The following is a 17,751-nucleotide window of genomic DNA, read 5'->3' as shown; positions in this document are numbered from 1 at the left end:
ACGATGGCGCTCAAGACCGATATCCAGGGGATGGTCTGGAAGTACCCGGACACGTTCGTGGTGGGACGTGAGCAGATCCGCCAGTACGCCAATGCGGTCAAGTCCGACGCGCCGGCCAGCGTCGACGAGGACGCCGCCGCGCAACTGGGGCACAGCGGGTTGATCGCGCCGCTGACGTTCATGTCGATCTTCGCGGTGATGATCCAACGGCACTTCTTCCAGCACGTCGACGTGGGCCTGGAGACGATGCAGATCGTGCAGGTGGACCAGAAGTTCAAGTTCCACCGACCGATCCAGGACGGTGACCGACTCACCGGCGTGATGCACATCGAGACGGTCGACGAGCGATTCGGGGCCGACATCGTGACCACCCGCAACGTGTTGACCGACGACAACGGCGCGATCGTGATGGAGTCGTTCACCACGCTGATGGGCCATGAGGGCGACAACTCGATCTCGGTGAAATGGGATCCGGAGACGGGGCAGGTGGTACGCACGGCGGTCTCCGAGAACGGCCAAAAGGCTGATTAGTAACTGGGCCGGATAGCGCGGTACACTCGGACCTCGGGGTTTTCCCAGTCCAGCGCGCTGTCCGTACGGTTCCAGATCGACCGGTCGGGGAGCGCGCAAATTGTGTGAGCCCCGGAGCGGGTGGCCTGCCACCAGTGCCATCCTGAAGGGGCGTAGCTCAACTGGCAGAGCAGCGGTCTCCAAAACCGCAGGTTGCAGGTTCAAGTCCTGTCGCCCCTGCTCAACTGAATACTCGACAAGGTGTGGACACTGGAAGGTGACCACAGGACACCAGACGAAAGGCATGCGGTGAGCGATTCGGAGCCGGCAGGCCGTCGTTCGACAGGCGCCGAGACCGACGACACCACCGACGGGTCGTCGGCGATCGTGACCCGTCCGACCCGGCCCACTGGCAAGCGGTCGCGACGGAGTGCGGTCGGCGAGGACGCCGGCGACGCCGTCGACCTGGCGACCGGCACCAAGGCCGCGCCCACCAAGAACGGTGCCTGGGGCACGAAGAAGACCGCCAAGAAGCGCGGTGACGACGGCGGAGGTCGGCGCAACCCGATTACGCTCGTCTGGAACTACCTGATGCAGGTCGTCGCCGAACTGCGCAAGGTGATCTGGCCGAACCGCAACCAGATGGTCAACTACACCATCGTCGTGCTGGTGTTCTTGGCGTTCATGGTGGCGCTGATCGCCGCGGCGGATTACGGCCTGGCCAGGCTCGTGGGCCTGGTGTTCGGCTGACGAGTAGTAGATGTGAGAGGACTGACAAGTGACTAGCTTCGAGGGCGACACGCCTTCGGCCGAGAGCGTCGACGTGGTCGACGACTCCACCACTGACCCTGTGACGACGGAGGACGTCGAGGTCGCCGGTGACGCCGTGAGCGGCGACGCTGCCGACGAAGCGCCTCAGGAGGCCCAGGAGGAGCAGGAGGAGGAGGATCCGGCGGTCGCGCTGAAGAAGGAACTGCGGCTGCAGCCCGGCGACTGGTATGTCATCCACTCCTACGCCGGCTACGAGAACAAGGTGAAGGCCAACCTCGAGACCCGCGTGCAGAACCTGGACGTCGGCGACTACATCTTCCAGGTCGAGGTGCCCACCGAAGAGGTCACCGAGATCAAGAACGGCCAGCGCAAGCAGGTCAATCGCAAGGTGTTGCCGGGCTACATCCTGGTGCGCATGGAGCTCAACGACGAGTCGTGGGGCGCGGTGCGCAACACGCCCGGGGTGACCGGCTTTGTGGGTGCGACCTCGCGGCCCTCGCCGCTGTCGCTGGACGACGTGGTGAAGTTCCTGCTGCCGCCGGCGACCGCCAAGAAGCCGGGCAAGGCCGCGTCGACCTCGGCCGCCGCCGCCGATTCCGGTATCGAGCGCGCACCGATCGAGGTGGACTTCGAGGTCGGCGAATCGGTGACGGTGATGGACGGGCCGTTCGCCACGCTGCCGGCGTCGATCAGCGAGGTCAACGCCGAACAACAGAAGCTCAAGGTGCTGGTGTCCATCTTCGGTCGCGAAACACCTGTGGAACTGACCTTTACCCAGGTCGCCAAGATCTAGCCGGCGATTTGTGTGCGTTCAGGAGCGCTGACCGCAACGAAACGCACACAAGTCGCGGGAGAAACGAGAGAGGAACACCAACACCCATGGCTCCCAAGAAGAAGGTCATCGGGCTGATCAAGCTGCAGATCCAGGCCGGCCAGGCCAACCCGGCGCCCCCGGTGGGTCCGGCGTTGGGCCAGCACGGCGTCAACATCATGGAGTTCTGCAAGGCCTACAACGCCGCGACGGAGAACCAGCGCGGCAACGTGGTGCCCGTGGAGATCACGGTCTATGAGGACCGCAGCTTCACCTTCACCCTCAAGACGCCGCCGGCGGCCAAGCTGCTGCTGAAGGCCGCGGGGGTGCAGAAGGGTTCCGGCGAGCCGCATCTGAACAAGGTCGCGAAGGTGACCTGGGATCAGGTCCGCGAGATCGCCGAGACCAAGAAGGAAGACTTGAACGCCAACGACATCGAGTCGGGCGCCAAGATCATCGCCGGCACGGCCCGGTCGATGGGCATCACGGTCGAGTAGTGCGACCCGTGGGAGGGCTGGCATCGGCCCGCACCACAACTCTGAAATCAGGAGATGGCAATGAGCAAGAAGAGCAAGGCATACCGCGAGGCCGCCGAAAAGATCGACCGCGACCGGCTGTACACGCCGCTGGAGGCGGTCGGGCTGGCCAAGGAGACGTCGAGCAAGAAGCAGGACGCGACCGTCGAGGTGGCGATCCGGCTGGGCGTGGACCCGCGCAAGGCCGACCAGATGGTGCGCGGCACCGTGAACCTGCCGCACGGGACCGGTAAGACCGCGCGGGTGGCGGTGTTCGCGGTGGGGGAGAAGGCCGCTGAGGCCGAGGCCGCCGGCGCCGACATCGTGGGCAGCGACGACCTGATCGAGAAGATCCAGGGCGGGTTCCTCGACTTCGACGCCGCGATCGCCACACCGGACCAGATGGCCAAGGTGGGCCGCATCGCACGCGTGCTCGGTCCGCGTGGGCTGATGCCGAACCCGAAGACGGGCACGGTGACCACCGATGTGGGCAAGGCGGTCTCCGACATCAAGGGCGGCAAGATCAACTTCCGCGTCGACAAGCAGGCCAACCTGCACTTCGTGATCGGCAAGGCATCGTTTGACCAGAAGGCGTTGGCCGAGAACTACGGCGCCGCGCTCGACGAGATCCTGCGGGCCAAGCCGACATCGTCGAAGGGTCGCTATCTCAAGAAGATCGTGATCTCGACGACGACGGGACCGGGCATTCCGGTCGACCCGTCGATCACCCGCAACTTCACCGCCGAGACGACGGCGGCCTAACCTTCCTCGGTACCGACGATCGCGCGCCCGAGTTCGGCACGGGTCTTGATGCCCAGCTTGCGGTAGATGCGCGCGAGGTTTGCTTCCACCGTCTTCGGGCTGATGAACAGTGCCGTGGCCACGTCGCGAGTCGTCATGCCCTTGGCCGCGAGTTCGGCGACGCGCCGCTCCGCCGGTGTGAGCCCTTCGGTCTTGCCCGACGTGATGGTGAAGCGCTCCAATTCGGCGCGCGCACGGTCGGCCCACAGTGGCGCCCCGAGGGATTCGAAGGTCTGCAGTGCCTTGGTCAGCGTCTTGCGTGCGGCGTCCTTCTTGCGGTGCCGGCGTTGCAACTGGCCGAGCAGAAGCTGCGTCCGCGCGTGCTCGAACGGCATCGGCAGCCGCTTGTGATGGGCCAGTGCCTGTTCGGCCATCTCGCACGCGGCGCCGATGTCACCGCGCGCCGCCAGCAACAGGCTGCGACCGCGTGCGCCCGTGGCCAACATCCACGGCCGATCCACCAACCGGCCATTGCTCTCCAGCGCTTCGATCATCGGTTCAGCCTCATCGGCGCGGCCCAGTGCGATCAGTGCCTCGATCGCGTCCGGCGCGTAACCCACGGTGATGATCTCGGTGCCCGGCAGCAACTCGAACCTCGCCGTCAGCGGTTTCAGCGCCTGCACCGCCTGCTCGTAGCGGCCGAGTGACACCTCGAGAAATCCCAGGCTGACCGACGCCCAGTCCGCCAGTCGCGGTGACTGGCAGCGGTAAGCCAAATCAATTGCTCCGGCGGCCTTTTCGCGGGTCTTCGCCTGATCGCCCGCATACGCTGCCACCGCAGCCGACACCGTCATCGCAATGATGCGCATGTGATCTCCGCCGAGCTGCTGCGCCCTCTCCACCGTCTCCGCCGCAACCCGGGCCGCTTCGTCGTATCTGCCGCGCCAAATCTCGGTCAACGCGCTGAACACGGCGACGAAAATCAGGTCGGTTTCCGCGCCGCGCTCGATGCAGCGACGGCGCACCTCGGCCAACAACTCGCTGGACTCGTCGAGGCGCCCTACCCACGCCAACATCAAGGCGTTGTTGGCGCTGGCCCGAAACGCGATCGGCGCGTCACTGTTGGGCTCTTCCAACGCCAACGCACGGCGCAGACTCCCCAGGTCGACGCCGCGCCCGCACATGCAGGCGATGGTCGCCCGCACGGCCAGCACCTGGCTGGTGAGATCGGGATCGCCGACGTCCTCCGAATACGACGCAGCACGCTCGACGTTCTGCAACGCCTCGGCGAACTCACCGGCGTTGAGCCGCGCATACGACAACAGCAGCAGGGTGCGCACCCGAACCTCACGGTCACCCTCGGTGTTGTCGAGTGCTTCCTCGAGCATGCTGACGGCGCGGGTGAAGCTGTTGTGGTGAATCCTCATGGCGGCCAGCAGGTTCAGCGCCATCGCCCGCTCGATTCCCGGTGGGATTCGATCGATGATGCTGTCCAGCAGGGTGTAGGCGCGCTCCAGGTCTCCGGCGTGCAGGCAGTGGTCCGCGGCGCGGATGCGCCGGGTCGGTGCGTCACCGCCAAGTCCGATGGCCAGGTCGAGCAGTTCGGCAGCGGTAGACGGGGCGCCGCGCTGGGAGGCCACCGCGGCGGCGTCGTCGAGGGCTTGCAGCGTATCGGGATCGGCGCTCGCCGCGGCCAGCGCCATGTGCCGGGCCCGCACCTCGAGCGGCTCAAGAGTCTCCGACAGCGCTCGGTGCATGGCTCGGCGCGCACCCGGCGTCGCATCGGTGTATACGCTGCGCGCCAGCAACGGGTGCGTGAACCGCACCGAATCGCCGTCGATTGCGATGATGCCCTTGGCTTTCGCCTCGCCCAACAGATCGACGGCGCGCTCCGTCGTCGTCCCCGTCACCTGTGCGAGCAACCCGACCGTCGGTGCCGCGGCGCACGCGGCGGCCAGCAACAGATCCTGGGTCTCGTCTCGCAACCGACCGATCCGCTGCCGCATCAACTCCGCAAGCGTCGCGGGCAGCAACGACTCTTTGGCGCCCGCCTCGATGGCTCGCGCCAATTCCAGGGCGTAGAACGGGTTTCCGCCGGAGATGTCCGCGATGCGCACCATCGTCGGGCGCGGAAACGACCGCCCCAACCGCTCGGAGACCAGCGCGTGCAGACCTCCCAGGCTCAGCGGGCCGACGTGTACCGTCCGCACGCCGTCCGGAATGGCCAACTGCAGCCCCTGGGCCGCGCTCGGGCCTTCGTGCGCCGTCCGCTCGGTGAACAACAGCCCGACCCGCCCGCTGAACCGTCGGACCGCGAACGTCACCACGGACTGACTAGACGCGTCGAGCCACTGCACGTCATCGACCGCCACCAGCACCGGCGCGTCTTCAGCCAGCCGGTCGACGATCGCCGCCACGGCGGCGGCGACCACCCCTTCGTCTGTCGGTGGTCCTGCGCCGGTGGCCCGAAGCAGGACGCGGTCGACGGCGAGGCGCTGCACGTCGGGCAATGCGGCGATGACCGCCTGGTCGACGTCGGCGAGCAGATCGGCCACCGCCGCATAGGTGAGCGCGGTCTCGGCTTCGGCGGCGCGGGCGGAGAACACCCGGAATCCGCGCTCACGTGCCTTTTCCACCCCGGCCAGCCACAGCGTCGTCTTGCCGATACCCGCCTCGCCGTCGATGACGAGACCGGACGGCTGTCGTGCTGTCGAGTCCAGAAACTCCACAACGGTCCGGAACTCGGCAGGACGTTCGACGACGCCCGAAGCCATGACCTACCCCCTGGTTAAAGCGAGTCGAGGGTACAACGAGCCGGTGACGCCTCGTCAGGCGTCAGACACATGGCGACGTCAGGCGAGTTCTCGCCGTATCCGGGTGCCGACGTGGCCGGACAACCGCTGATGCGGAACTCCCGCCTGCATGCACGTCCGCGACACGATGTCCAGGGAGGAGGCGCCGAACACCCCGTAGAGCACTTCGTCGCCGGGAACCGCGACGGTGACCAGCAGTTGGACCGGTGACCCCTCGTCGCTGACGGTGGCGGCTGCGGCGTCGAGGCGCGTGACGATGTCGTCGACCGACTGCTTCGTCAACTCCGGCAGGTACCACTCGGCGAGGTAGCACGCCGGGTCTTCAACGCCGTCCATAGCAGGACACGGTAGCGGCGTGCGGCGTCGAGGGAATCGGGTGTTTCCCTATGTATTCGCGAAGTATTCGCACCGCATGATCACAATTTCGGCACGGCGGTATTTCGGCAGGCTCGGTCAGTTTTCGTCGGAAAGTTTCTCCGATCGCCCAACGGTCCGTGCGCAAAGTGCCATTGTTGACACATGCGTAAGGGGATACGCCTCGTCGGTCTTTTCCTGCTCGGATTGTTCAGCACCGCGGTGATGGGTGCGGTGGCCGCGCTGATGTCGGCGATCAGCCTGGCCGCCACCGCGCTGATCGTTCCGGGGACCGGCACACCGGACGCCAACAACGTCGAGTTCTACCGTGAGCATTTCGTCGACCGCTACAGCGCGCCGTTCAATCCGTCGTGCACGTCGACCAACGGCTGCAATCTGCAAGGCATCGACTACCCGGCGTCGTTCTTTCCGCTGATCATCTTCCCCACCTGGTGCCAACCGGGCCGGTGCGATACCTGGAACGATTCGGTGGGGCAGGGCGTCGACGGTCTGGTCGGCGCGGTGCAGAACCTCACCGACCCCGACGGCGCACTGGTCCTGGGCTACTCGCAGGGTGGTGCCGTGGTGTCGGATGCGCTGCGGCGACTCGCGGAGAATCCCGAGCTGCTGGAGAAGGTGGCCGGCGTCGTGCTCATCGGCAACGCCTACAACCCCGACGGCGGGCTGTTCACCCGGTTCGGCTTTCTGCCGACGATTCCGTTCTTGGACATCACATTCGGCCCGGCGACCCCGGTCGAGTTGGCCGAGGACATCGGCAAAGCGATGGACTTCATCGGATACGAATTCGACCCGGTGATGTATGCGCCGGTGAATTTCGGCAACGTGCTGGCGTTGATCAACGCGTTTGCGGCCTTCGAGGACGTGCATGGCTACTACCTGACGCCGGATGGAAACGGTCCCGACGATCCCATCGCCTACGGCTACTCCGAGGACGAGATCGCCGAGATCCTCGACGGCGACTGCCCGGGAGCCAACTGCCGCGTCGACTCCTACGGCAACCGGTACTGGATGCTGCCCGCCAAGGGGCTGCCGATGTACAACCTGCTGCTGTCGTCGGTGCCCGCCCCGTTGGACGCGCTGATCAAGCCGCTGGTGGACCTCGTGACACCGGCGACCGAGGTGCTGATCAAACTCGGCTACGACTGGAGCGGTGACCCCGGTAAGACGCGGTGGGCCACGCCGCTGCCGTTCAACCTCGACACGAACTGGATCCAGGTCGGCGTCGACCTCATCGGTGCCATCGGTGAGGGCATCGAGAACGCCTTCGGCGGTGGGACGACCATGATCGCCCCGCCCGAGCCGGAAGTGCTGGCCTTCGGTGCGCAGCAGCGCAGCTTCGGCGACAAGACGTCCGACGAGGCGATCATCGACGAGTCGACCGACCCGCCGGCCGACGAGACGACCGGTCCGCGCGGCGAAGACGAGCTCGGCGACACGGACGACACCGGAATCGACGATGACGGCGGCGGAGACGACATCGTCATGAACGACATCGACGCGGCCGGACAGGACCCGGTGGGTGCCGACGACGCAACGGTGGCCAACGCCCCCGGTGGCACCGTCACCAACGATGTCACCGACGCCGTCAACGACGACGTCACCGACGGCGAGGGCGAGGATGGAGCGGTCGGGGCCGCTAAAGCCCCCGGCGCCGCGGCCTGACGCCCGAGCGAGGACCTACGCCGCCGCGCCCGGCTTGAGGTAGGTGACCAGGCTGACGTCGATGGCCTCGTCGACGAAGTAGTACTGGGCGCCGGTGAGGTACCGCATGTAGCGGTGGTAGTTCTCCTCGTCGGTGGCGGCGATGGCCTCGTCCTTGTGCTGCTCGAGCCTGGCGGCCCAGATGCCCAGCGTCTTGATGTAGTGATTCCGCAGCGACTGCGGCTCGGGCACCACGAAGCCGGCCTTCTCGCCATGCTCGACCATCATCTTCGTGGTCGGCAGCCGCCCGCCCGGGAATATCTCCGTGATGATGAACTTGACGAACCTCGCCAGATCGAACGTCAGCTTCTTACCGCGCTCGGCCAGGTCATAGGGGTGATAGCCGACGCTGCTCTGGATCGTCATCCGGCCGTCGTCGGGCATGATGTCGAAGCACGTCTTGAAGTAGTCGTCGTAGCGCTCGAAACCGAAGTGCTCGAACGCCTCGATCGACACGATGCGGTCGACGGGGGAGTGGAACTGCTCCCAACCCTCCAGGCGCACGTCGAACGTGCGCTTGCTGTCGACCCTGCTCAGCAGCTCGTTGCAGTAGGCCTGCTGGTTCTTGCTCAGCGTCAGGCCGACGACGTTGACGTCGTACTTCTCCATCGCCCGCTGCAGCGTCGGCCCCCAGCCGCAGCCGACCTCCAGCAACGTCATCCCGGGCTTGAGATCCAGCTTGTCGAGGTGCTGATCGACGTTGGCGATCTGGGCCTCGGACAGCGTCACGTCCGGGCCGGTGAAGTACGCGCAGCTGTACTTGCGCGTCGGGTCCTGGAACACCCCGAAGAAGTCGTCCGACAGGTCATAGTGGGCCTGGATGTCCTCGAAATGCGGCGTCATGTCCTTGGTGCCGGATGAGTTATCAGACATATTTCCCCTGGTTAGCGTCCCTGGGCGGCGGCGTAGAGCGGCGTCGTCACCCTTTGGTCTGGTGGTACCCTAGCGTTTCGTTTGCGCCTGGACGCAATCCCCGCCGTAACGCGGTGTGTTACTTCTGCAAGGTGAACTGATTGACGTCGATGTAACCCGCGCGGAAGCCGTGTGCGCACCCCGTGAGGTAGTGCATGTAGCGATCGTAGACCTCCTGGGACTGGACCTCGATCGCCTCGTCCTTGTGCGCGGCCAGCGCCTCGGCCCAGGTGTCCAGGGTCCGCGCATAGTGCATCTGCAGTGACTGGCGACGGGCCAGCGCGAAGCCGGCCTTGGCCGAATGCTCCTCGACCTTCTCGATCGAGGGCAGCCTGCCCCCGGGGAAGATCTCGGTGAGGATGAATTTGACGAAGCGCGCGACCGCGAACGTCAGCGGGATGCCCCGATCGGCCATCTGCGGCAGCGTCAACGCCGTGATCGTGTGCAACAGCATCACGCCGTCGTCGGGCAGCGCGCTGTGCGCCATCGTGAAGAAATCGTCATAGCGGTCGAAGCCGAAGTGCTCGAAGGCACCGATCGACACGATCCGGTCGACCGGTTCGTCGAACTCCTCCCAGCCCGCCAGCAGCACGCGTCTGCTGCGCGGGCTGTCGGAGCTCGCGAAAAGCCTTTCGACGTGGTTCTTCTGGTGCGCGCTGAGCGTCAGGCCGACGACGTTGACGTCGTGGCGTTCGACCGCCCGCATCATCGTCGAACCCCACCCGCAACCGACGTCGAGTAGCGTCATCCCCGGCCGCAGGGCGAGCTTGCCCAGGGCCAGGTCGATCTTGGCGAGCTGGGCTTCTTCCAAGGTCATGTCGTCGCGTTCGAAATACGCGCAGCTGTAGGTCTGCGTCGGATCCAGCCACAGCCGGAAAAAGTCGTCGGACAGGTCGTAGTGAGCCTGAACATCTTCGAAATGCGGTCGCAAATGTGTTGATTTGGCCATCTAGTGGCGCCTTCCTGGCGGATCAGTGACTCCGGGCGTTCGGGTACTCGCAGGCGCTGAATTGTGATGAGCCACCGATGCTACGCGCTCGTTGCCGTAGCTAACTAGTCGCTACTTGTGCAGCGTGAACTGATTGACGTCGATCGACCCGTTGCGGAAAAGATCCGCGCAGCCGGTCAGGTACTTCATGAACCGCTCGTAGACCTCGTCGGACTGCAGTTCGACGGCCCGGTCGCGGTTCGCCGCCAGGTTGGCCGCCCAGGTATCGAGGGTGCGCACATAGTGGGGCTGCAGCGATTGCGTGCGGGTCAGGGTGAACCCTGTTCTGGCCACGTGCTTTTCGATCAGGTCCGCCGACGGCAACTGGCCGCCGGGGAAGATCTCGGTGACGATGAACTTGATGAACCGGCAGATCTCGAACGTCAGCGGCAGACCGCGCCGGTGCATCTCGTAGGGGTGGAACCCGCAGATGGTGTGCAGCAGCAGCACGCCGTCGTCGGGCAGTGCGCGATAGGTGGTGTCGAAGAACGCCTCGTACTTGCGGTGGCCGTAGTGCTCCATCGAGCCGATCGACACGATGCGGTCGACCTTCTCGTCGAAGTCCTCCCAACCCTGTAGCCGCACGTCGACGGTGCGCTGCGTCGGAATCTTGGCCAGCCGGGCCTCGGCGGCCGCGCACTGGGTCCTGCTCAAAGTCAGGCCGATCACGTTGACGTCGTAGCGCTCGACCGCCCGCTGCAGTCCGCCGCCCCAACCGCAACCGACGTCGAGCAGGGTCATGCCGGGCTCGAGCCCCAGCTTGGACAGCGCCAGATCGAACTTGGCGTTCTGGGCCTCGTCGAGCGTCATGTCGTCGCGCTCGTAGTAGGCGCAGGTGTAGCCCATGGTCGGGCCGAGGAACAGTTCGTAGAAGTGGTCGGAGATATCGTAGATCGACTGCATCAACTCGAAGTCGGGTTCAGACACTGCTGTCACTGACGACTCGATTCGCTGCGCTGTGCGGTTTGCTGTCGAGCGCAGGATAACCGCTCAGCCGGCCTGGTGCTCGGCGAACCTGGTCTTCAGTTCGCCGACCACGTCGTCCCACAGTTCACGCGGCAGGTCGTGGCCCATCCCGTCGAACAGCACCAGACGCGCCCCCTTGACGGCCCGGGCGACGGCGCGGCCACCGGCGGGCCGCATGAGTTTGTCGGCCCTGCCGTGGATGACGACGGTCGGGGCGGTGATCCGCCGGCCGTACGGGCGCAGGCTGCCACTGCCGAGGATCGCGCTGAACTGGCGGGCGATGCCGGCCGGATAGTAGGAGCGGTCGTAGGCCTCGATGGCCTCGACACGCAGGCGCTCCTCGGGCGCCGGATAGCCGGGGCTGCCGATGATTTTGCTGACCCGGATGGCGTTGTCGATGATCGCCTCGCGAGTGCCGTCGGTGGGCCGTCGCAACAGCGCCAGCAGGTGCCTGGGCGCCGGCGGCGGCAACAGCGCCTGGTTGTTGCTCGAGAAGATCACCCCCAGCGTCCTGGTGCGTGAGGCATGCCGGGCCGCGAAGACCTGGGCGATCATCCCGCCCATCGAGGCGCCGACGACGTGGGCACCGTCGATGTTCAGGTGATCGAGCAGCGCGGCGGCATCGTCGGCCATGTCCTCGAGCGTGTAGGGCGCCGGGCTACGCATCCCGAGAAGCGAGCGGAGCATCCGTGGCAGCAGTGCGCCGCCGGTGTGGCCACCCACTTTGGTGGACAGGCCGGCGTCGCGGTTGTCGTAACGGATGACGCGCAGGCCCTGGTTGACCAGCTTCTCGCAGAAGTCCTTGCGCCACAACAACAATTGCGCGCCAAGGCCCATGATGAGCAGCACCGCGGGATCGTTGCGGTCGCCCATGTCCTCGTAGTGGATGTCGATGTCGCCGGACTTGGCGGTGCCGGTACGGATCTGCATCTAGGCCTGCATCCCGCCGTCGAGTTCGTCGTCGTGCTCGCGACGGACCTCCACCATGAAGTTGGCGAAGTAGCCGGTCAGTTGCGGATCGCTCATCATCTGCCACCTGGGGGCGAGCAGTTTCATGTAGCGCTCGACGTAGAGGAACTGCTTGCCGATCAGCACCAGTTCGCGCGGCAGTTTGACGTCATAGGCCTCGGCCAGCGCGGACAGTTGCTTGCCGATCTCGGCGTAGCTCATGTCACCCAGCGTCGACATCGTCAGCGGCGTGGCGAACTTCTCCAGATCCTTGGCGGCCTGCGCCTCGGGTTTCATGGTGCCCACCGCGCCCATCAGCACGACGATCTTGCCTGCCGCGGCGTGGTCCTTCTTCACCAGCAGGGCGTAGACCAGTTCGCGCAGCAGCCAACGGGTGCGCGGGTCGATGCGGCCCATGATGCCGAAGTCGAAGAACACGATCTTGCCGTCGTCGTCGACGTAGAGGTTGCCCGCGTGCAGGTCGCCGTGGAACAGGCCGTGCCGCAGTCCGCCCTCGAACACGCTGAACAGCAGCGCCTTGACCAGTTCGGTGCCGTCGAAGCCTTTCTTGCGGATGGCGGCGACGTCGTCGATGCGGGTGCCGTTGATCCGCTCCATCGTCAGCACCCGTTCGCTGGTCAGATCCCAATACACCTGCGGCACACGGATGTTGCGGCCCAACGGGGAGGCGTGCATGTGTGCGACCCAGGCGTCCATCGACTGTGCCTCGAGCCGGAAGTCGAGTTCCTCGGCGAGGTTGTCGGCGAAGTCGGCGACGACGTCCTGCGCCGAGAGCCGCTGGCCCAGCTTGGCGAACTCCACCAGCCGCGCCCCACGCTTGAGGATCTGCAGGTCCGCCGCGACGCGCCTGCGGATGCCCGGCCGCTGGATCTTGACGACAACTTCCTCGCCACTGTGCAGGGTGGCGTAGTGCACCTGCGCGATGGAGGCCGATGCGAACGGTTTGACGTCGAAACTCTTGAACAGGTTGGCGGGCTCGTCCCCGAGATCCTCGCGGAACAGCCGATAGACCTGATCGGGGTCGGCGGGCGGCACCCGGTCCAGCAGACTGCGGAACTCCCTGGACAGCGGCTCGCCGAACGCTCCGGGGCTCGACGCGATGATCTGGCCGAACTTGACGTAGGTGGGGCCGAGGTCGGAGAACGTCTTCGGGATCTCCCTGACGATCTTCTGCTGCAACGAGCCGCGTCCGACGAGCTTGCTGACGACCCGCGCCCCGGTGCGGGTCACCTGCCAGCCCGTCGCGCCCATCCGGGCCGCCTCGACCGGCAGCGGTACCCGGTCCAGCTTGGCGCCGTCGCGCTGCTTCGTCGTGTTCATAACGGCCAGTGTCTCAAATTTGCCGGTGGCGCCGCGAAAGCTGTGGATCGGCTCACATCACGCGCGCCTGCGCGAGCGGTCTCACCCCGACTCCGAGGGGCTGGTGGCCTCAGACCGAGGCGAAGCTGCGCTCGATGTCCTCTCGGGTGCGCGCCGGGTCGCTGCCGGGGGTGTAGGTCGGCAGGGTGTGCGGCACGTCGGTGCCGGCCTCGACCCGGGCCTGGGCCTGCCGGAACTCCGGGATCGGGCCCTGCGCGACGTGCAGACCGTTGATGACGGCCCACACCGCGGCGCGGCGGGAGGTGCGCTCGAAGATGTTGGGGTCCTTGTGCTGGATCAACTGCTTGGCCCACCTGGGCATGGTGTCGCGAACGGCCCAGTTGACCGCGCTCTGCGCCAGCGGCAGGTCGGGTCCGGTGGCCACGGCGGTGCCGTGGGTGACCGCCAGTCGGGGCAGGTAGGACTCCAGGCACTCGAGGGTATCGGCCTTGGTCTCGGGGAGGTCGGTGCCGCCCAACGCATGACCGACACGCACGAATTCCCCGTAGTAGCGGTCGATCTCCTTACCGCGCAACGGGTTCGGATGATACAGCTGGTGTGCGGTGGCCAGCCCCCACACCACCGTGGCGTAGTTCCAGCGCAGCCATTCGGGGTCGTCGGCGTCGTAGCGGGCGCCGTCGGGCCGAGTGCCCTTGATCGTGTGGTGCATGGCCCGCACGGTTTCGGCGAGCCGCTCGGCGGTCTCGGTGGAGCCGTAGGCGGTGCCGATGAAGAAGGCGATCGAGTGACCCAGGCGCACAACGGCCCCCTTGGGATCGATCTCCGGGCGTGCCACGCCGTTCTCGTCGCGCTTGACCAACCGGGAGTGGTGCATCCCCATCCAGTAGATCGACGGGTCGAGCCGCTCCATGAACGCCGCGCACTGCAGTCCGAAGATCAGTGCCTGCATATGGGAGTGCACGTGCCACACGGCGCTGCCCGGTCCGAACCAGCCGGGGTCACCGACGGGGGCGGCGAACTCCATCCCGCGGAAGTAATTGCGGCGGATGTCCTTGTCGAAGCGTTGATTGAGGAACTCTCCGACGAACTGGTGGGGCAGCAGGATCACGGCGGCTCCCTTTCTGGTCACGGCTGTACCCAGAATACAATTTGGATACGCATGTGACCAGATGTACCCGGTTTCGGCCTACGCTGTCGTGGTGACCAGTCCGACCCGCTGGGCCGGCGTTCCGCTGACGGACCGCCGCGCCGAACGCCGCGCGCAGCTGATCGACGCGGCGTTGCGGCTCTTCGGCGACGGTGGTGAGGCCGCGGTGTCGGTGCGTTCGGTGAGCCGCGAATGTGGACTGAACACCCGCTACTTCTACGAGAGTTTCGCCGACACCGACGATCTGCTCGGCGCCGTCTACGACCAGGTGAGCGCGCAGCTCGCCGAGGCGGTGGAGGCCGCGATGGCGGTGGCGGGGGAGTCGTTGCGCGCCCGCACGCGGGCGGGGATCGCCGCGGTGCTGGGGTTCAGTTCGCAGGACCCGCGGCGGGGCCGGATTCTGTTCACCGACGCGCGCGCCAACCCGGTGCTGACGGCGCGCCGGGCCGCGACCCAGGACCTGCTGCGCGAAGGCGTGCTGACCGAGGGCTGGCGGCTGCAGCCGGGGTCGGACCCCGTGGCGGCACAAGTGGGCGCCGCGCTGTACACCGGCGCGATGGCCGAGTTGGCACAGCAGTGGCTGGCCGGCCGACTCGGCACCGATCTGGACGCGGTGGTCGACTACGCGGTGCAGATGGTGCTGCGATAGGGGCCGGTCTACGGGGCGGTAATAGTCGTCGTGCCAACCTCTGAGCGATTTACTCGCTGAAGTCACTCTGGTCGGTAGTAGTTGAGCGACAAACTCGCTCAGAGGTTGGCAACGCAGGGGGTTACCAACCGGGGCTTCACCGGAAGTTGTCACTGCCGCGTGTCACGGTGTCGCCATGACCGGGCCGAAACTGTTGCGCGGCATCGAACTGCGCTACGTGCTGACGACAAACCTCGCCGTGCACGGCGCCGCCACCATCACCGAGATGATCGACCTTCTCGAGTTTCAGGGCTTCGCCGTGGCCGACCCCGCGCCCAAGAGCGTGTCCGACGCCTTGCGCTGGGAGGTGCGCCGCGGCCGCGCGCGCTGGCTGCGCCGCGGCCTTTACGGCCCCGGCCAGATGCCGCGCTCGACCGAGCATTACATCCACAAGCGCGTCATGGCCCTTCGCGACGAAGCCCGGCGGAATGGCAGTCGCGAGGAGAACGCGTACCAGTTCTGGCTGCGGTCGTGAGTCCGAAGTTCTCCGCCAGCGCCTCGGTGACCGGGCGCCACACCGGCTCGGGCAGGTCGTGGCCCATCCCGTCGACGACGATGTATCGCGCGCCGTCGATCACGCGTGCCAGGTTGCGGCCATTGCGCGGGCGCACCATCGGGTCCTCGGTGCCGTGAATGACCACCGTCGGTGCGGTGATGTTGCGGGTGTAGCGCGACAGGCTGCCGGTGCCGAGGATCGCGTCGAACTGCCGCAGCATGCCCTGCGGGTAGTCACTACGGACGCGCAACTCCTCGACCCGCCGACGCAGTTGGTCAACGGGCGGAAGGAAATTCGGGCCGTTGATGATCGACACGTTGCGTACCTCGAACGCCAGCCGCTCCTCCCACGACGCATCCCTGGCCGGCGCCCCGAACGCCAAGCGGATCACCCGCCACTTCGGTAGCGCCGAGAACGCCTTGCCCGAACTCGACATGACGATGCCCAGCGACCGCACCCGATCCGGATGGCTGCCGGCCAGCACCTGCGCGATCATTCCGCCCATCGACGCCCCGACGACATGCGCACGGTCGATGTCCAGATAGTCCAGCAGGCGCCTGGCGTCGTCGGCCATGTCGACGAGCGTGTAGGGCACCGCACTGGTGCGTCCCACCAGATACCGTGCCACCCGCCGATAGACCGACCCCTCGGCGCGCAGGCCCGACAACTTCGTCGAGAGCCCGATGTCGCGGTGGTCGTAACGGATCACCCGAAAGCCCCGTTTGATCAACTGGGCGCAGAACCCGTCGGGCCACATCGGCAGCTGAGCGCCGACGCCCATGATCAAGAGCACCGCCGGGTCGGCAGGGTCGCCGAGGTCCTCGTAACACAGCGAGACGTCTTTACAGACCGCCATCCCGCTTCGGGTTTGCATCAGTCGACGGTACCGCCGGCCGGTCTCCAGCGCTTGATCCATTCGGTCTCCGGCCACTGCTCGTGCGCCGCTATCAACTCGTACATCGTTGCGCCGTCCAGTGATTCGCGGATGATGTCGGCGTGGCCCGCATGCCGGGACAACTCCTCGACGAGATGCAGAATCACCCAGCGCACCGACCAGTGGCCGACGTCCTGCGGAAACCACGGCACCTCGGGTGGCACCGGGACCGGCGTGGTCAGCTCTGCCGCGGCGAACACCCGCAGCGTCTCGGCGCTCTGCGTCTTGAGGCCGTCGAGCAACTGCTCGAGGGTCTCGTCGTCGCGCATCACGTACTGATCGGCGTACTCGGCCATCACCTCCGCCATCGGACGGTCGTCCTTGGGCGGGAGTTCCGGAGCCCACGCCGCCCGCTCGGTCCAGCCCTTCTGCACCCCGGCGGCATGCTTGACCAGCCCGCCGATCGACAGTGAACTCACCGACGGCGTCGCCCTGGCCTGTTCGTCGGTCAGGCCGTAGGCGGTGGCGAAGAACGCGTTCTGCTGGAAGTTCAGGAACTCCAGCAGGCTCTGGCGCTCGTCGGGGGCGGGTGGCGGCATTCCTGGCATCTCAGCGGTCTCCCTTGTTGACGGTGTGTGCGTAAAGATCTCTGATACAGGCGATTTCGGCACCATGATGGATGACCTCACGGTTGATGTGCAGCACCAGTGCAGCCAGCGGATAGTCAGCGTACGGTCCCTCGGCCGGCCCGCACGGCCGCTCGAGATCCTCATCGGACAATCCGCGCACCCCGTCGATCCATCTCCGGTACTGCTCGTCGAGTTGGTCAAGCGCGCTCGCCGCGTCGGTCGCGTACGGCCAGGTGTCGTAGCCGGCCGCCGGCGCGCCGAAATGCGAGTGGTTACGCATCGCGAGGACACCGACGATGACGTGGGCGAGTCGCCAGGCGATCGTGGTGAACGGTTCGGGCTGAGGCGGCGGATAGGCGAAATCGATCGACCCGTCGCGGTGCAGAGTCCAGCAGTCCGACACCGGACACCAGAAGTACTCATCGTCGGACAGCCCGTCGAACCGCGCCCTGAGTTGGTGCGTCCAGTGCCAGTCGAGTTGATCGGCCATCAGATGCGAGATGTTCATGACCCCCACAGTGACAG

Annotated in this window: 19 protein-coding genes and 1 tRNA gene; 9 read left to right on the top strand and 11 right to left on the bottom strand. The window is 66.3% G+C overall.

Features of this window, described 5'->3' with window-relative positions; translation table 11 throughout:
* The first annotated feature begins 3 nt into the window (after positions 1-3).
* From hadC to rplA, 6 genes are all read left to right on the top strand, one after another.
* Positions 4-531, top strand: a complete 528-nt coding sequence (hadC, locus tag ABQE89_RS14160; RefSeq protein ID WP_448417527.1) for a (3R)-hydroxyacyl-ACP dehydratase subunit HadC — start codon at positions 4-6, stop codon at positions 529-531.
* A gap of 146 nt (positions 532-677) precedes the next feature.
* Positions 678-750 (top strand) — tRNA-Trp (locus tag ABQE89_RS14155).
* Positions 751-819: 69 nt separating this feature from the next.
* Positions 820-1,260 carry a preprotein translocase subunit SecE gene (gene secE, locus ABQE89_RS14150; protein ID WP_448417525.1) on the top strand — a complete coding sequence of 147 codons (441 nt, stop codon included), beginning with the start codon at positions 820-822 and terminating at the stop codon, positions 1,258-1,260.
* Between the two features lie 28 nt (positions 1,261-1,288).
* Entirely contained in the window at positions 1,289-2,074 is a 786-nt protein-coding gene (nusG, locus tag ABQE89_RS14145; RefSeq protein WP_448417523.1) for a transcription termination/antitermination protein NusG, read from the top strand.
* A gap of 86 nt (positions 2,075-2,160) precedes the next feature.
* On the top strand, positions 2,161-2,589 hold the full coding sequence (gene rplK / locus ABQE89_RS14140; RefSeq protein WP_448417521.1) for a 50S ribosomal protein L11: 429 nt from the start codon (positions 2,161-2,163) through the stop codon (positions 2,587-2,589).
* A gap of 60 nt (positions 2,590-2,649) precedes the next feature.
* Positions 2,650-3,369 (top strand): 50S ribosomal protein L1, encoded by a 720-nt coding sequence (gene rplA, locus ABQE89_RS14135; RefSeq protein WP_448417519.1) that lies wholly within the window; start codon positions 2,650-2,652, stop codon positions 3,367-3,369.
* Here the strand turns inward: rplA and ABQE89_RS14130 are convergent.
* Entirely contained in the window at positions 3,366-6,122 is a 2,757-nt protein-coding gene (locus tag ABQE89_RS14130) for a helix-turn-helix transcriptional regulator (protein WP_448417517.1), read from the bottom strand. The two genes, rplA and ABQE89_RS14130, sit on opposite strands and share 4 nt — an antisense overlap.
* Before the next feature lie 78 nt (positions 6,123-6,200).
* Positions 6,201-6,497, bottom strand: a complete 297-nt coding sequence (locus ABQE89_RS14125; protein WP_448417515.1) for a hypothetical protein — start codon at positions 6,495-6,497, stop codon at positions 6,201-6,203.
* 183 nt (positions 6,498-6,680) lie between these two features.
* Here ABQE89_RS14125 and ABQE89_RS14120 point away from each other — a divergent pair, with 183 nt between their 5' ends.
* Positions 6,681-8,198: a PE-PPE domain-containing protein gene (locus ABQE89_RS14120; RefSeq protein WP_448417513.1), complete on the top strand. Its 1,518-nt coding sequence runs from the start codon at positions 6,681-6,683 to the stop codon at positions 8,196-8,198.
* Between the two features lie 15 nt (positions 8,199-8,213).
* Here ABQE89_RS14120 and ABQE89_RS14115 read toward each other — a convergent pair whose 3' ends face one another.
* The 6 genes from ABQE89_RS14115 to ABQE89_RS14090 all read right to left on the bottom strand — a co-directional run bounded on the left by ABQE89_RS14115 (position 8,214) and on the right by ABQE89_RS14090 (position 14,497).
* Positions 8,214-9,110 (bottom strand): cyclopropane mycolic acid synthase family methyltransferase, encoded by an 897-nt coding sequence (locus tag ABQE89_RS14115; protein WP_448417511.1) that lies wholly within the window; start codon positions 9,108-9,110, stop codon positions 8,214-8,216.
* 118 nt (positions 9,111-9,228) lie between these two features.
* On the bottom strand, positions 9,229-10,098 hold the full coding sequence (locus ABQE89_RS14110; RefSeq protein ID WP_448417509.1) for a cyclopropane mycolic acid synthase family methyltransferase: 870 nt from the start codon (positions 10,096-10,098) through the stop codon (positions 9,229-9,231).
* 111 nt (positions 10,099-10,209) lie between these two features.
* Positions 10,210-11,073 (bottom strand): cyclopropane mycolic acid synthase family methyltransferase, encoded by an 864-nt coding sequence (locus ABQE89_RS14105; protein WP_448417507.1) that lies wholly within the window; start codon positions 11,071-11,073, stop codon positions 10,210-10,212.
* Between the two features lie 54 nt (positions 11,074-11,127).
* Positions 11,128-12,033: an alpha/beta fold hydrolase gene (locus tag ABQE89_RS14100; RefSeq protein ID WP_448417505.1), complete on the bottom strand. Its 906-nt coding sequence runs from the start codon at positions 12,031-12,033 to the stop codon at positions 11,128-11,130.
* On the bottom strand, positions 12,034-13,392 hold the full coding sequence (locus ABQE89_RS14095; protein WP_448417503.1) for an ABC1 kinase family protein: 1,359 nt from the start codon (positions 13,390-13,392) through the stop codon (positions 12,034-12,036). It lies immediately after the preceding gene.
* 109 nt (positions 13,393-13,501) lie between these two features.
* A complete protein-coding gene (locus ABQE89_RS14090; protein WP_448417605.1) occupies positions 13,502-14,497 on the bottom strand; it encodes an oxygenase MpaB family protein in 996 nt (331 codons plus the stop codon).
* A gap of 94 nt (positions 14,498-14,591) precedes the next feature.
* Between ABQE89_RS14090 and ABQE89_RS14085 the strand changes: the two genes are divergently transcribed.
* Positions 14,592-15,188, top strand: coding sequence for a TetR/AcrR family transcriptional regulator (locus ABQE89_RS14085; RefSeq protein WP_448417501.1), 597 nt, complete (start codon positions 14,592-14,594; stop codon positions 15,186-15,188).
* Between the two features lie 175 nt (positions 15,189-15,363).
* Positions 15,364-15,702, top strand: a complete 339-nt coding sequence (locus ABQE89_RS14080; RefSeq protein WP_448417499.1) for a hypothetical protein — start codon at positions 15,364-15,366, stop codon at positions 15,700-15,702.
* Here the strand turns inward: ABQE89_RS14080 and ABQE89_RS14075 are convergent.
* Genes ABQE89_RS14075 through ABQE89_RS14065 form a run of 3 tightly spaced genes read right to left on the bottom strand, consistent with a single transcriptional unit; the run spans position 15,626 to position 17,734 of the window.
* Positions 15,626-16,597, bottom strand: a complete 972-nt coding sequence (locus ABQE89_RS14075; protein ID WP_448417497.1) for an alpha/beta fold hydrolase — start codon at positions 16,595-16,597, stop codon at positions 15,626-15,628. The two genes, ABQE89_RS14080 and ABQE89_RS14075, sit on opposite strands and share 77 nt — an antisense overlap.
* Entirely contained in the window at positions 16,597-17,205 is a 609-nt protein-coding gene (locus ABQE89_RS14070; protein ID WP_448417495.1) for a DinB family protein, read from the bottom strand. Before ABQE89_RS14070 ends, ABQE89_RS14075 begins: the two co-directional genes overlap by 1 nt.
* 1 nt (position 17,206) lies before the next feature.
* Positions 17,207-17,734, bottom strand: a complete 528-nt coding sequence (locus ABQE89_RS14065) for a DinB family protein (protein ID WP_448417493.1) — start codon at positions 17,732-17,734, stop codon at positions 17,207-17,209.
* Positions 17,735-17,751 lie beyond the last annotated feature (17 nt).

The organism is Mycolicibacterium sp. XJ1819, from assembly GCF_053483675.1.
This window is presented reverse-complemented; position numbering and strand designations above follow the sequence as displayed.

Coding starts and splice junctions, on each gene's coding strand:
- hadC (WP_448417527.1), top strand. CDS start 4: ATGGCGCTCAAGACCGATATCCAGGGGATGGTCTGGAAGTACCCGGAC.
- rplK (WP_448417521.1), top strand. CDS start 2,161: ATGGCTCCCAAGAAGAAGGTCATCGGGCTGATCAAGCTGCAGATCCAG.
- rplA (WP_448417519.1), top strand. CDS start 2,650: ATGAGCAAGAAGAGCAAGGCATACCGCGAGGCCGCCGAAAAGATCGAC.
- ABQE89_RS14130 (WP_448417517.1), bottom strand. CDS start 6,122: ATGGCTTCGGGCGTCGTCGAACGTCCTGCCGAGTTCCGGACCGTTGTG.
- ABQE89_RS14125 (WP_448417515.1), bottom strand. CDS start 6,497: ATGGACGGCGTTGAAGACCCGGCGTGCTACCTCGCCGAGTGGTACCTG.
- ABQE89_RS14120 (WP_448417513.1), top strand. CDS start 6,681: ATGCGTAAGGGGATACGCCTCGTCGGTCTTTTCCTGCTCGGATTGTTC.
- ABQE89_RS14115 (WP_448417511.1), bottom strand. CDS start 9,110: ATGTCTGATAACTCATCCGGCACCAAGGACATGACGCCGCATTTCGAG.
- ABQE89_RS14110 (WP_448417509.1), bottom strand. CDS start 10,098: ATGGCCAAATCAACACATTTGCGACCGCATTTCGAAGATGTTCAGGCT.
- ABQE89_RS14100 (WP_448417505.1), bottom strand. CDS start 12,033: ATGCAGATCCGTACCGGCACCGCCAAGTCCGGCGACATCGACATCCAC.
- ABQE89_RS14095 (WP_448417503.1), bottom strand. CDS start 13,392: ATGAACACGACGAAGCAGCGCGACGGCGCCAAGCTGGACCGGGTACCG.
- ABQE89_RS14080 (WP_448417499.1), top strand. CDS start 15,364: ATGACCGGGCCGAAACTGTTGCGCGGCATCGAACTGCGCTACGTGCTG.
- ABQE89_RS14075 (WP_448417497.1), bottom strand. CDS start 16,597: ATGCAAACCCGAAGCGGGATGGCGGTCTGTAAAGACGTCTCGCTGTGT.
- ABQE89_RS14070 (WP_448417495.1), bottom strand. CDS start 17,205: ATGCCAGGAATGCCGCCACCCGCCCCCGACGAGCGCCAGAGCCTGCTG.
- ABQE89_RS14065 (WP_448417493.1), bottom strand. CDS start 17,734: ATGAACATCTCGCATCTGATGGCCGATCAACTCGACTGGCACTGGACG.